The sequence below is a fragment of the Micromonospora sp. NPDC007220 genome (assembly GCF_040634035.1).
GTDB lineage: Bacteria > Actinomycetota > Actinomycetes > Mycobacteriales > Micromonosporaceae > Micromonospora > Micromonospora reichwaldensis.
Map to the genome: position 1 here is coordinate 57,582 of NZ_JBEYEU010000024.1, position 13,683 is coordinate 71,264.

The window sequence follows — 13,683 nt, forward strand, 5'->3', positions numbered from 1 at the left end:
CATGACCAACCGCCGCGCGCGGACCCTCGCCGTCGTCACAGCCGCGTGTCTGCTGACGGTGGCGGTCGTCCTCCTGTCCCGTGCCGCCGACAACCCGACCGCGGTGCCGGCGGGACAGACCGCCGCCCGGACGTCCGCCCCGGCCGGTCCGAGCCGACCCCCGGTGATCGTTCCCGGTCGGCCCGGCGAGACCGCCGCGGTCCGGCCCGCCGAGGAGCTGCGCGACGCCCCCACGGCCCGGCACAACTCGATGGACGTCTGGTTCGTCCGGATGATGATCCCGCACCACGCCCAGGCGCTCGAGATGGCGGAGTTGGCCGGTGACCGCGCCGGCGACCCGGCCCTGCGCGCCCTCGCCGAGCGGATCCGGGCCAGCCAGGGCCCCGAGATCGGCCTGATGCGGGGCTGGTTGCAGGCGCGCGGGCTCTCCACCGAGGTGGCCGGGCACGACCACGAGGGCATGCGGGGCATGCAGACGCCCGAGGCCATCCGGCAGCTCGCGGCGGCGCGGGGCGCCGAGTTCGACCGGCTCTTCGTGCGGATGATGACGGAGCACCACCAGGGCGCGGTCCAGATGGCCACGGACCTGCTCAAGGTCGGCGCCGACCTCACCCTGTCGGAGTTCGCCAACTCCGTCGCCACCGAGCAGACCGTCGAGATCGACCGGATGCGCGAGCTGCTGGCCTGACCCGGGCGGGCGGCCCGGTCCCGGCCTCGGGGCGGAGTGACCCCCTGACCTGCGGCACGTACGCTGGGTGACTGTGAACCGCGCGATCCTCGGCCGCCCCCTGCGCGGCGTCGCCTTCGACGCCTTCGTCTCCGCCACGGTGGCGCTCCTCGGCCTCGCCGGCATGGCGAACCAGCCCGGCGGTGGGAGGGCCACCCTGGTCGGGGCCGCGATGGCGGTGGCGCTGCTGTTCCGCCGGGCCCACCCGTCGGCGGTCGCCGCCGTGGTGGCCGCGCTCGCGATGGTGCAGGTGGTCGCCGGGTGGGGGCCGTTGCCCTTCGACGTCGCGGTGCTGATCGCCCTCTACAGCGTCATCAAGTACGCCGACCGGCTCCGCGACGGTGTCCTCGCCGGGATCGGCGCCGCCGTCGGGGTGGTGCTCGCCGGCCTCCAGACCTCGGGAGCCATCGCCTGGTGGGCGGCGGCGATCTACTACGGGCTGGTCACCGGGGCGGTCTGGCTGGTCGGGCTGAACGTGCGCACCCGCCGGCTCTACGTGCTCACCCTGGAGGAGCGGGCCGCCACCCTGGAGCGGGAACGCGAGGCGGAGGCGCGCGCCGCGGTCGCCGAGGAACGCACCCGCATCGCCCGCGAACTGCACGACGTGGTGGCGCACAGCATGGCGGTGATGATCGTGCAGGCCGACGGGGCGCGGTTCATGCTCGACCGGGACCCGGAGACCGCCCGCCAGGCGGTGAAGGTGGTCGCCGACACCGGCCGGCAGGCGCTGGAGGAGATGCGCCGGCTGGTCGGCGTACTGCGGGAGTCCGACGCGCCGGACGCGCAGGCCGGGCCCGGCGCGGCGGGTGCGCCCGGCGACGCCGGGGCGACCGCCGACCCGGCGCACCGCCGGTTGGCGCTGACGGAGCTGCCCGCCCTGCTCGACCGGTTCCGTGCCGCCGGCCTCCGGGCCCGGCACGCGGTCACCGGGGAGCCGGTGTCGATGCCGCCCGGGCTGGAACTGACCGTCTACCGGGTGGTGCAGGAGGGGCTGACCAACGCCCTGAAGCACGCCGGGGTCGGCGCCGACGTCGAGGTCACCGTCGCGCACGCCGGCGACGCCGTGATGGTCCGGGTGGTCGACGACGGGCGTGGCCGGCCGCCGGTCAGTCCCGCGCCGTCCGGTGGGCACGGCCTGGTGGGCATGCGCGAGCGGGTCGGCGTGTACGACGGCAGCCTCACCGCGGGCCCGCGGCTCGCCGGGGGCTGGCAGGTCGAGGCGCGGCTGCCGCTACCGTCGACGTCCCCGACGACGGAGGTGACGGCGGCATGACGGTCCGCGTGGTGATCGTGGACGACCAGGCGCTGGTCCGCGCCGGCTTCCGGATGGTGCTGGGCTCCCAGCCGGACCTGGAGATCGTCGGCGAGGCGATCGACGGGGCCGACGCCCTGCGGCTGCTGGCCCGCGTCGAGGCCGACGTCGTGGTGATGGACGTCCGGATGCCGACCATGGACGGGGTGGAGGCGACCCGCCGGATCTGCCGGGACCGTCCCGCCGGACCGCCCCGGGTGCTGGTGCTCACCACCTTCGACACCGAGGCCGACGCCTTCGCCGCGCTCCAGGCGGGCGCCAGCGGCTTCCTGCTCAAGAACGTCCCACCCGAGGAGCTGCTGGCCGCCATCCGGGTGGTCGCCCGGGGCGACTCGGTGGTCGCCCCGCCCATCACCCGGCGGCTGCTCGACCGGTTCGCCGGCCGGCTCGGCCCCGGGCCCGCCGAGGACCCCCGGATCGGCCAGCTCACCGAACGCGAGCGGGAGATCCTCCTGCTGGTGGCGCAGGGCCTCTCCAACGCGGAGATCGCCGCCCGGGTGCACGTCGCCGAGGCCACCGTGAAGACGCACGTCGGGCGGATCCTCGCCAAGCTCCAGCTCCGCGACCGGGTGCAGGCCGTGGTGCTGGCGTACGAGACGGGGCTGGTCACCCCCGGCGGCTGAGCCGGTCTACGACCCAGGTCGTACGGGCCCACCCCGTCAGGGGCTCCCGAGGTCGCAGCGGGATCACCACGCGCGGGTGGACGCGGCCGGACCGGCGGCGCCCATAGCGTCGGAGACGTCCCAGCCACGATCTCCACGGGGAGCTCCACGTGTCCGTCGCACCTCCCGCGCACGCCACCGCCGGCGTGGCGGTCACCGCCCGCGGCCTGTCCAAGCGGTACGGCGCCGGCCAGGCCGCCGTCGTCGCCCTCGACGGGGTCGACGTCGACTTCGCCGCCGGCCGGTTCACCGCCATCATGGGCCCCTCCGGCTCCGGCAAGTCCACCCTCATGCACTGCCTCGCCGGCCTGGACCGGCCCACCTCCGGCAGCGTGCGCATCGGCGACGCCGACCTCGCCGGCCTCGACGACAAGCGGCTCACCCTGCTGCGCCGCGACCGGGTCGGCTTCGTGTTCCAGAAGTTCAACCTGCTGCCGGCGCTGACCGCCGAGGAGAACATCGTGCTGCCCCTGGCGATCGCCGGCCGGCGGCCGGAGCGGGCCTGGCTGCGCCAGGTCGTCGTGGCGGTGGGTCTCGCCGACCGGCTGCGCCACCGTCCCGCCGAGCTCTCCGGCGGCCAGCAGCAGCGGGTGGCGGTCGCCCGCGCCCTGATCACCAAGCCGTGGGTGATCTTCGCCGACGAGCCGACCGGCAACCTGGACTCCCGCTCCGGCGCCGAGGTGCTGCGCCTGCTCCGCGAGGCCGTCGACACTCTCGGCCAGACGGTGATCATGGTGACCCACGACCCGTCGGCCGCCGGGCACGCCGACCGGGTGGTCTTCCTCGCCGACGGCCGGCCGGTACGCGACCTCACCGCGCCGACCGCCGAGCGCGTGCTCGACGCGCTCGCCGGCCTCGACGCGGCACGCGTACCGGCCGCCGGCCGCGAGGCGGTGACCCGGTGATCAGGACGACCCTGCGCCAGCTCCGCGCCGAGGCACTGCGCCTGATGCTCTCCTCGCTGGCCATCGTGCTCGGCGTCGCGTTCATCGCCGGCACGCTGATCTTCGTCGACGGGATGCGCACCGGCGCGTACGAGCGGGCCGGCGCGTTCGACCGGCACACCGACCTCGCCGTCCACTCCACCACCGACGACCCGTTGCCGGCCACGCTGGTCGAGAAGGTGCGTTCCCTCGACGGGGTCGCCGCCGCCGAGGGGGAGCTGCTCGGCTCCGGCGGCATCGTCGGCGCCGACGGCCGCCCCGTGCTCGGCTACGCCGTCCTCGCCGCCATCCCCGTCGACGAGGCGCTGCGCTCGTACGACGTGGTGGCCGGCCGGCTGCCCGACCGCCCCGGCGAGGTGGTGCTGGACGCGCCCACCGCGGCGGAGGAGGGCTTCGCCCTCGGCGCGCCCGTACGCGTCGGCGGCAGCGGGGGAGCGGCCCGCCCGTACACGCTGGTCGGCACGGTCGACGTGGCCGGCACCGCCCGCGACGTCGGCGGTCCGTTCATCGGCCTGGTCGGCGCGGACGCCCTCGCGGTGACCGGCCAACGCGGCTACGACCGGATCATGGTGGCCGCCCGGCCGGGCCCGGCCGACGAGGCGCTCGTCGAGCGGACCGCCGAGGCCGTCGGCGCCGGCGCGACCGTCAAGACCCGGCAGCGGATCCTCGACGACGCCGTGACCGACGCGGTCCGCGACCTCCAGCAGTTCAACATGGCGCTGCTGACCTTCGCCGGGGTCGCCGTCGTGGTCGCCGGCTTCGTCATCGCCAACACCTTCGCGATCGTGCTGGCGCAGCGGATCCGGCGGACCGCGCTGCTGCGGCTGGTCGGCGCGACCCGGGGCCAGCTGTTCCGCGCCGCGCTGCTGGAGGCCGCGCTGCTCGGGCTGGTCGCCTCCGCGGTCGGCGTGCTGATCGGCGTGGCCCTGGCCGGCGGCATGAACCAGGTGATGGCGCGCCTCGACGCGCCGGCCCCCGGCGGGCTCACCGTCACCGGATCGACCGTGCTGGTCAGCCTGCTCCTCGGCACGGCGATCACGATGGGCGCCGCCCTGCTGCCCGCGTGGCGGGGCACCCGGATCGCCCCGGTCGCCGCGCTCACCGACGCGGCGGTCCAACCCGCCCGGGGCGCCGGCCGGCTCCGGCTGACCGTCGGGGCGCTGGTCTTCGCCGCCGGGATCGCCGCGCTGGTCGGCGCCGCGTACGCCGTCCAGGTGGTGCTCGTGGCCGCCGGTGGCGTGCTCACCTTCTTCGGCATCGTGCTCTTCGGCCCGGTGCTCGTGCCGGCGCTGGTCCGGGTGCTGGGGTGGCCGGCCCGCCGGCTGTTCGGCGCCACCGCCGGCCTGGCCGTGGCGAACGCCGTACGCAATCCACGCCGGATCGCCGCGACCGCCACGGCCCTGGTGATCGGGATCGGTCTGGTGTCGGCCTTCGTGGTCGGCGCCCGCAGCACCAAGGACGGCATCGAGCGCAGCGTGGACGCCGAGATCGGGGTCGACTGGCTGGTCACCGGGATCGGCGGGAGTTTGCCGGCGCCGCTGGTGGCCGAGCTGCGCGCCCGGCCCGAGCTGGCGGTGGTGCACGAGCAGCGCGGCGCCGTCGCTGCCGGCGTGCAGATCCAGGCCGCGCACCCCGCCCTGGTGGCCCGGACGCTGACGGGCGTCGTGGCGGGGGACGTCGACCGGCTGGGCCCCGGATGGGTGCTGGTGCACCGGGAGCTGGCCGAGGCCCGGGGCTGGACGACCGGCTCCACCGTCACCGTGCGCGGCCGGTCGTTACGGGTGGCCGCGGTCGTCACCGCCGACGGACCGGCACTCGCCGGCAGCCCCGTCCCCGACGGCCACGTGATCGACGTGGTGGACGCCGACTTCGCCGCCATCTTCCCCGACGAGCGGGGCTTCCTGGCCGAGATCGACCCCGCCGACGGGGTCTCCGCCGACCGGGCCCGGGCCGCCGTCGAGGCGGTGGTCGCCCGCTATCCGACGGCCAACCTGATGGACCAGGGCGCGTACAAGAAGATGCTCACCGCCACGGTCGACATGCTGCTCGCCCTCGTCACCGCGCTGCTGGGCCTGGCCGTGGTGATCGCGCTGGTCGGGGTCGCCAACACGCTGAGCCTGTCGGTGGTGGAACGGACCCGGGAGAACGCCGTGCTGCGGGCGGTCGGCCTGACCCGCGGGCGGATGCGCGCCATGCTGGCCGTCGAGGCGGTGCTGATGGCGCTGGTCGGCGCGCTGCTCGGGGTCGGCCTGGGCACCGGCGTCAGCGCCGCCGCGATGGCCCTGCTGGCCCGGATCAGCGGCGACTTCGCCGTGGTGCTGCCGGTGGGGCAGCTGGGTCTGATCCTCGGGGTCGCGGTGGTGGCCGCCCTGGTCGCCTCGGTGCTGCCGGCGCGCCGGACGCTGTCCCGGCCGGTGGTCGAGGCGCTCGGCGACCAGTGACAGCCGCCGGCCGGTCCCGTCGCCCGTCCGGGTGACGGGACCGGCCAGCGGTGCCGGGTCTACAGGCGTTCCACCACCGGGCCGGCACACCGGTTGCGGGTGTCGAAGACGTACCGGGCGTGCCGGGTCACCAGGTCGTAGTCGAAGTCGTCGTGGTCGGTGACCACCACCACCGCGTCCGCCGCCCGGACCTCCCGCTCGGTCAGCTCCACCACGAGCACACCGCCCGGGATCTGGTGCGGCTCCGCGTACGGCTCCACCGCCCGGACGTCCGCGCCGAGGGCCTGCAGGCGCTGGGCCACGTCGACGGCGGGGGAGTCCCGCATGTCACCGGTGTTCTTCTTGTACGCCAGCCCGAGCAGCAGCAGCCGGGCCCCGCTGACGGCACGACCGGCCCGGTTCAGCCCGTTCATGACCCGTCGGGCCACGTGCTCGGGCATCTCGTGGTTGACGTCGTTGGCCAGCTCGATGAACCGGAACTGCCGCCCGAGGCGCCGCTTGACCTGCCAGGACAGGTAGCACGGGTCGATCGGCAGGCAGTGCCCGCCGACCCCCGGGCCGGGCCGGAACGGCATGAAGCCGAACGGCTTGCTCTCCGCCGCCTCGATCGCCTGCCAGACGTCGATGTCGAGGTGGTGGGAGAGCATCGTCAGCTCGTTGATCAGGGCGATGTTCACCTGGCGGAACGTGTTCTCGATCAGCTTGGTCAGCTCCGCCACCCGGGTGGAGTCCACCGGCACGGTCCGTTCCACGAGCCGGCGGTAGAACCCGTCCACCCGGGCGAGCGCGACCGCGTCCATCCCGGAGACCACCTTCGGGGTGTTCTCCAGGCGCCAGGTCGGGTTGCCCGGGTCGATCCGCTCGGGGCTGTAGCCCAGGTGGAAGTCGCCCGGGCTGAGCAGCCCGCTGGCCGACTCCAGCAGCGGGCGCAGCAGCTCCTCCGTGGTGCCGGGATAGGTGGTGGACTCCAGGATCACCGTGCAGCCCGGCCGCACGTACGGGCCGATGCCGACGCCGGCCTGCTCCACGAAGCTGAGGTCGGGCGTGCCGTCGCGCAGCGGCGTGGGCACCGTGATCACGCAGATGTCGAAGCCCTCCGCGTCGGTGTACGCCGTGCTCGGCCGGTACCGGCCGCTGCCCAGCGCGCTGCCCAGCCGGTCGGCGGGGATGTCCTCGACGAACGACTCGCCCGACGCGAGCCGCTTGACCCGGTCGGAGTCGACGTCGAGGCCGACCACGTCCAGGCCGGCCTCGACGGCTCGCATGGCCAGCGGCAGGCCGACGTATCCCTGGCCGATGACGACCAACTTCTCAACGCTCACCCGGGCTCCTGAGGCAGAGGGCGGAAAGTGCCTGCTGGGGAGCCTAGAGTGATTTCTGTGCCCGTACGTCCGGTTTGGGGTTATCGGTGCCAGTGGGACCGGCGTGGCGTCACCACGGGATCACGCGGCCGGGCGCCGGCGCTCAGACCGCAGGCGGATTGGCCGGCTCGACCGGGGTGGTCTGGGTCGGGGTCGGCTCCGTCGGCGGCGTGGTCTGCGTCGGGGCGGTGCTGGTGCTGGGCGTGGCCACCGGCGGATCGTCGGTCTTGGTGGGATCCGGCGACTCCGGAGCCGCCGACCCGCTCGGCTGGGGCGAGACCGGCGGCGCGGTGGCCGACGGCGAGGGGCTGGCGGTGGAGCCGGTGGGCCGGAACGGCCGCCCGGGGTCGACGGGGGCGTCCTCCTGCTTCACCGGCGCCTCGGCGCCGCCGCTCGGCTCCGCGGCCGGAGTGGTCGCCTGCGGGACCTTGACCGCCGGCGCGTCGGCCTCGCGCGACGCGCCGAGCGCCGCGCCGAGGCCGGCCAGCGCCACCAGCACCGCCGTGGCCGCGCCGACCAGGGTGCCGCGTCGCCTCCGGCGGGCCACGGTCGCGGCGACCGGCACGTCGGTGCGGGTGCCCGGGTCGACGCCGCCCGCCGCCGCGGCGGCGGGCACCATGGCGGTCGGCGCGGAGGGGTCGGACACGGCGGCGCGGGCGGCCTCGGCCATCGCCGCCGCGCTGCTGAACCGGTCGGCCGGATCCTTGGCCAGGGCGCGGGAGACCAGCGCGCGGACCGCCTCCGGAACGTCGTGCGGCAACTCCGGCGGCTCGTCGTCGAGGTGGCGCACGGCGACCTGCAGCGGGTTGTCGCCGGTGAACGGCGGGCTGCCGCTCAGGCAGCAGTAGGTCACCGCGCCGAGGGCGTAGATGTCGGTCGCGCCGGACACCGGCCGGCCGGCGGCCTGCTCCGGCGCCATGTAGAGCGCGGTGCCCGGCACGGCGTTCGTGCTGGTGATGCTGGTGATGTTGGTCGACCGGGCGACGCCGAAGTCGACCAGCACGACACTGCCGTCCTCCTGCACCAGCAGGTTGCTCGGCTTGACGTCGCGGTGCACGATCCCGCCGAGGTGCGCGGCGTGCAGCGCCTGCGCGACCTGCGCGACGATCGCCATCGTCTCGGCCACGTCGAGACGCCCGACGGCCTCGATGCGCTTGGACAGCGGCTGGCCGGTCACGAACTCCATGACCAGGTAGTCGGCCCGCCCGCCGTCGGGCAGGTCGTCCTCGCCGCTGTCGAAGACCTGGACGATGCCCGGGTGGCGCAGGGCGGCCATGATCCGGGCCTCGGCACGGAAGCGGGCGATGAAGTCGGGGTCGGAGACCAGCGCCGGCAGCAGGACCTTGACCGCGACCTGTCGGCCGAGGACGAGGTCCTTGCCCCGCCAGACGTCGCCCATGCCGCCCGTGGCGACACGCTCGTCCAGGCGGTAGCGACCGCTGAGTACGACCTCCGATGACAACACAGCATTACCGTACCCAGGCTGGCGGGGATCGGCGCGCCGCGTGCCGTCGGGTCGGCCCGCGCCGACCGCGCGGTGGGGGCGGCGGGACCGTACCCGCCTCGGATAGGCTGTGAGCGTCCGTGGACCGTGTGTGACGACATTCCCCCCATGCCCGTCGTGGGCTGGTCGAATGCGCCGCCGCCCGCGCCCGTCGGCAGGGTGCAGCGTCCCGGGCCGCCGCGCCGTTACGGCGACCGACCGGCCGAACGGCTAGATAATTCTCACTCTTCTGCCCACCGGAGCGGGCTTGCCCGATCGACCCGGCGCTCCTAGCGTTAGCCCGACTCGGGCCCGCCCCACGGCGTCGCCGCGGCACCTGCGCCACCGGCCGTGCCGCCACGGCAGGAGTCCAGACGTACCGTCCGGGCGACGCGGTCCCGGGCGTGATCAGGTCAGCGGGGGGCTGAGGGTGCGGGATCAGGTCCGTCTGCCGGACCGTGCTTGCCTCGCGCACGCCCACGTGGGCGTGCGCCGCCTGTGCGTGTCCACGGCACGGAAGCGGCGACCACATGGCCGGTGAGCTGAACGAGGCCGTCGTGGCGGCGCAGGCCGGCGACGAGGACGCCTTCCGCTTCCTCTACCGCAGCCTCCAGCCCGGCCTGCTTCGATACCTGACCGCCCTGGTCGGCGCGGACGCCGAGGACGTCGCCTCGGAGACCTGGTTGCAGGTCTCCCGCGACCTGCCCAGCTTCACCGGCGGCGAGTTCCGGGCCTGGACCGTCACCATCGCCCGCAACCGGGCCATGGACCACCTGCGCCGGCAACGCCGTCGTCCCTCGCTGCCCGTGCCGGTGCAGGCGCTCGCCGAACTGGCCGGCGACGCCGACACGGCCGAACGGGCCGGCGAGACGATCGGCACCGAGGCGGCGCTCGCGCTGATCGCCACCCTGCCGCCCCGCGAGGCCGAGGCCGTCCTGCTGCGCGCCGTCGTCGGGCTGGACGCCGAGACCGCCGGGCGGGTACTCGGTCGCCGGGCCGGTGCCGTGCGTACCGCCGCCCACCGGGGGCTGCGCCGGCTCGCCGTCCTGATGGAACGCTACGACCCGAGCCGGTCGCCGGCCGCCCCCGAGGCCGCCGCGGCGCCCCGACCGCGTACCGGCCGGCGGCAGACGTCGCACGCCGAACCGGCGGACGGTTGACGTGAGGGGATCCAGGATGTTCTTTCGCCGGACCGAGCGGCCCGCCGACCCCGGCGCGTCCGACCGGCTCCTCGACGCCGCCCGCGCGGATGCCTCCCGTACGCCGGACGCCGAGCCGCTCGCCCGGCTGCTCTCCGCCGCCGCCGCCCCCGCCCGCCCCGGCGAACTGGCCGGGGAGGAGGACGCCCTGGCGGCCTTCCGGGCGGCGCGTGCGGCCGGCCCCGCCGCCGGAACCGTCCCGTCGCCACGCCGGCGCCGGTTCACCGCCGGCGCCATGGCCTGGGGCGCGGGGATCGCGGTCACCGCGACCGCGGGCGCCGCCTTCGCCGCCGTCACGCTGGAGCGGGCCGACGACCCGGCCCCCCCGCCCCGCCCCACCACCCCGGCGCCGGCGACCACGGGCCCGCATCGGGACGGATCGACCGGAGACACCGGTGGCCGTCCCACCGGGACCCCGCCCCACCCCTCCGCCACCCCGACCTCGGGCGCACCCGCCCCCGGCAGCACCGCCGGCGACGCGCCGGGATCGCCCCAGCAGCACACCGGACAACTGCACGGACTCTGCCGTGCGTACCTGGCCAAGAAGCCGGCGCAGCGGGAGAAGGCCCTGGACACCCCCTCGTTCGCGCGCCTGGTGGCCGCGGCGGGCGGCCGGGAGCAGGTCGAAGGCTTCTGCGGGGAACTGCTGCCCGAGGTGGCGGCGAAGGAGTCGCCGGACAAGCCGCCGAAGAAGGGGTCGAGCCCGACCCCGTCTCCCACCGCGACCGACTGACGCCCCTCGCGGTCGGTCCCGGCCGCTGATTCTCCCGGCCCGTCGCGACGGGTCGGGACCGCCGTTTCCGCTGCACGTTCCGGCCGGCCGCGCGGAATTCGTCTGCTAGACAGGAGTGGGTGGGGCCACCGACGCCCGCGCCGATGACGGTGGGTGGCGTTACGGTGACACCGAACGGAAGTCGGCCGGGAAGGGGGCCATGCCGTGGTGACATCGCCGGAGCTCGACCGGACCACCGTCCTGCGGGAGTCCGCCGCCGCCGAGGGCCACCTCGCGCGCATCTGCTTCAAGACCGGCCCACCGACCCACACCGGCGTCGAACTCGAATGGACCGTGCACGACGCCGCCGACCCCGCCCGCCCGGTCGACGGCGGGCGGCTCCGGGCGGCCCTGGGGCGACACAGCCCCCGCACCCTCGACCGCGCGAGCCCCGCCGAGCCGCTCCCGCACGGTGGCACCGTGACCGTGGAGCCCGGCGGGCAGTTGGAGATCTCCACCGCGCCACGCACCTCGCTCGCCACCCTCATCCACGCCACCGACGGCGACATCGCCGTGCTGACCGGCCTGCTCGACGCCGCCGGGCTGGTCCTCGGGCGCAGCGGCATAGACCCGCACCGGCCGCCCCGCCCGGTGGTCGAGGGCCCCCGCTACCGCGCCATGCGCCACGTCTTCGACCGGCGCGGCCCGGCCGGCCGGACGATGATGTACAGCACCGCCGGTCTCCAGGTCTGCCTGGACGCCGGGGAGCCGGCACACCTGCCGGAGCGCTGGGCGGCGGTGCACGCGCTCGGGCCGCCCCTGCTGGCCGCGTTCGCCACGGCCGACCGGCACGCCGGGCACAGCACCGGCTGGGCGTCCGCCCGGATGGCCGCCTGGTACGGCATCGACCCGGCCCGCACCCGTCCCGTGTGGACGCCGGAGGCCGACGCCGACCCGGTCACGGCCTGGACCAGTTACGTCCTCGCCGCGCCACTGCTCTGCGTACGCGGCGACGGCCCGGACTGGACGCCGCCGCCGGGGATCACGTTCGCCGACTGGGTCGACGGGGCGCTGCCCCGACCGCCCACCACCGACGACCTCGACTACCACGTGAGCACCCTCTTCCCGCCGGTGCGGCCCCGGGGCTACCTGGAATTGCGCTACCTCGACACGCAGCCCGGCCGGGGCTGGGTGCTCCCGCTCGCGGTGCTGGCCGTCCTGCTCGCCGACCCGGGCACGGTCCGCGCGGCCCGCGCCGTCGCCGGGCCGGTGGCGCACCGGTGGCACGCCGCCGCCCGCCACGGCCTGCGCGACCCGGCGCTGGCCGCCGCGGCGGCGGACCTGTTCGACCTGGCCCTCGCGGCCCTGCCCCGGCTCGACCTGCCGGCGGCCCTGCACGACGACATCGACCGAGGCGTACGGCGGCGACGCGACGCCGCGGGGAGGAGTCACCGGTGACCGGAACGACCACGCGCCCAACGGGCCCGGAGCAGTTGCGCAGCCGGATCGCGGCGGAACTCGACCGCACCCGCGCCCGCACCGCCCTGCTGACCGAGGCGGTCGACGAGGCCGACCTGACGCGGCAGCACTCGCCGCTGATGTCCCCGCTGGTCTGGGACCTCGCCCACGTGGGCAACCAGGAGGAACTCTGGCTGGTCCGGGACGTGGGCGGGCGCGAACCCGTCCGGCGGGACATCGACGAGCTGTACGACGCGTTCAAGCAGCCCCGCCGGGACCGCCCGGCGCTGCCGCTGCTGCCCCCGCAGGAGGCCCGCGCCTACCTGCACACCGTCCGGGACAAGGTGCTCGACCTGCTGGACCGGGTCGCGTTCACCGAGCGGCCGCTGGTCGCCGACGGCTTCGCCTTCGGCATGATCGTGCAGCACGAACAGCAGCACGACGAGACGATGCTCGCCACCCACCAGTTGCGCGCCGGCCCGGCGGTGCTGCACGCCCCGCCGCCGCCGGAACCGACGGTCCGGGTCGACGCCGAGGTGCTGGTGCCGGCCGGCGAGTTCACCATGGGCACCGACACCGACCCGTGGGCGCTGGACAACGAGCGACCCGCCCACCGGGTCCACCTGCCGGCGTACGTCATCGACGCCGCGCCGGTGACCAACGGGCGCTACCGCGAGTTCATCGCCGACGGCGGCTACGACGACCCGCGCTGGTGGAGCCCGGCCGGCTGGCGGCACCGCCGGGAGGCGGAGCTGGTCGCGCCGATGCACTGGCGACGCGACGGCGACGGCTGGGCCTACCGGCGGTTCGGGCGGTGGGCGCCGGTCCGCGACGACGAGCCGGTGGTGCACGTCTGCTACCACGAGGCGCGGGCGTACGCGGCCTGGGCCGGCAAGCGGCTGCCGACCGAGGCGGAGTGGGAGAAGGCGGCCCGCTGGGACCCCGCCTCCGGCCGCTCCCGCCGCTACCCGTGGGGCGACGACGACCCCACCGCCGAGCACGCCAACCTGGGCCAGCGGCACCTGTGGCCCGCGCCGGTGGGCGCCTACCCGGCCGGCGCCTCGCCGCTGGGCGTGCACCAGCTCATCGGCGACGTGTGGGAGTGGACCTCCACGCCGTTCCGGGGGCACCCGGGCTTCACCGCGTTCCCCTACCGCGAATACTCGGAGGTCTTCTTCGGCGACGACCACCGGGTGCTGCGCGGCGGGTCGTTCGGCACCGACCGGGCCGCCTGCCGGGGCACCTTCCGCAACTGGGACTTCCCGATCCGGCGGCAGATCTTCAGTGGTTTCCGCTGCGCGCGGGACGCCCGGCCGGAGGAGTCGCAGCCGTGACGACGAGGCGGCCGGACGGTTGGGCCGGAGCAGGCACCCCGTTCCGGGGC

11 protein-coding genes are annotated in these 13,683 nt (G+C 75.8%); 9 read left to right on the forward strand and 2 right to left on the reverse strand.

Annotated features, from left to right (window positions below):
- The first annotated feature begins 1 nt into the window (after position 1).
- From ABZ573_RS27465 to ABZ573_RS27485, 5 genes are all read left to right on the forward strand, one after another.
- Positions 2-688, forward strand: a complete 687-nt coding sequence (locus tag ABZ573_RS27465) for a DUF305 domain-containing protein (RefSeq protein ID WP_358121894.1) — start codon at positions 2-4, stop codon at positions 686-688.
- Between the two features lie 67 nt (positions 689-755).
- The gene (locus ABZ573_RS27470; RefSeq protein WP_358121896.1) at positions 756-2,000 is read left to right on the forward strand and encodes a histidine kinase; all 1,245 of its coding nucleotides are present in this window, start codon (positions 756-758) and stop codon (positions 1,998-2,000) included.
- Entirely contained in the window at positions 1,997-2,662 is a 666-nt protein-coding gene (locus tag ABZ573_RS27475; RefSeq protein ID WP_151455275.1) for a response regulator transcription factor, read from the forward strand. The genes ABZ573_RS27470 and ABZ573_RS27475 overlap by 4 nt, the downstream gene beginning before the upstream one ends.
- 149 nt (positions 2,663-2,811) lie before the next feature.
- Complete coding sequence (locus ABZ573_RS27480; RefSeq protein WP_327028597.1) at positions 2,812-3,606, forward strand: ABC transporter ATP-binding protein; 795 nt, start codon at positions 2,812-2,814, stop codon at positions 3,604-3,606.
- Positions 3,603-6,086 carry an ABC transporter permease gene (locus ABZ573_RS27485; RefSeq protein WP_358121898.1) on the forward strand — a complete coding sequence of 828 codons (2,484 nt, stop codon included), beginning with the start codon at positions 3,603-3,605 and terminating at the stop codon, positions 6,084-6,086. Before ABZ573_RS27480 ends, ABZ573_RS27485 begins: the two co-directional genes overlap by 4 nt.
- Positions 6,087-6,145: 59 nt before the next feature.
- On the opposite strand, the gene ABZ573_RS27490 is transcribed toward ABZ573_RS27485, so the two are convergent.
- Complete coding sequence (locus tag ABZ573_RS27490) at positions 6,146-7,408, reverse strand: nucleotide sugar dehydrogenase (protein ID WP_327028595.1); 1,263 nt, start codon at positions 7,406-7,408, stop codon at positions 6,146-6,148.
- A 142-nt stretch (positions 7,409-7,550) separates the two neighbouring features.
- Positions 7,551-8,912 (reverse strand): serine/threonine-protein kinase, encoded by a 1,362-nt coding sequence (locus ABZ573_RS27495; RefSeq protein ID WP_151455279.1) that lies wholly within the window; start codon positions 8,910-8,912, stop codon positions 7,551-7,553.
- A 548-nt stretch (positions 8,913-9,460) separates the two neighbouring features.
- Here ABZ573_RS27495 and ABZ573_RS27500 point away from each other — a divergent pair.
- The 4 genes from ABZ573_RS27500 (at position 9,461) to egtB (ending at position 13,633) form a co-directional block, all read left to right on the forward strand.
- The gene (locus tag ABZ573_RS27500) at positions 9,461-10,090 is read left to right on the forward strand and encodes an RNA polymerase sigma factor (protein WP_151455280.1); all 630 of its coding nucleotides are present in this window, start codon (positions 9,461-9,463) and stop codon (positions 10,088-10,090) included.
- A gap of 16 nt (positions 10,091-10,106) precedes the next feature.
- Positions 10,107-10,862, forward strand: coding sequence for a hypothetical protein (locus ABZ573_RS27505; protein WP_327028594.1), 756 nt, complete (start codon positions 10,107-10,109; stop codon positions 10,860-10,862).
- A gap of 204 nt (positions 10,863-11,066) precedes the next feature.
- Positions 11,067-12,299: an ergothioneine biosynthesis glutamate--cysteine ligase EgtA gene (gene egtA, locus ABZ573_RS27510; protein ID WP_327028593.1), complete on the forward strand. Its 1,233-nt coding sequence runs from the start codon at positions 11,067-11,069 to the stop codon at positions 12,297-12,299.
- Positions 12,296-13,633, forward strand: coding sequence for an ergothioneine biosynthesis protein EgtB (egtB, locus tag ABZ573_RS27515; RefSeq protein WP_327028592.1), 1,338 nt, complete (start codon positions 12,296-12,298; stop codon positions 13,631-13,633). The genes egtA and egtB overlap by 4 nt, the downstream gene beginning before the upstream one ends.
- The last annotated feature ends 50 nt before the right edge of the window (positions 13,634-13,683 follow it).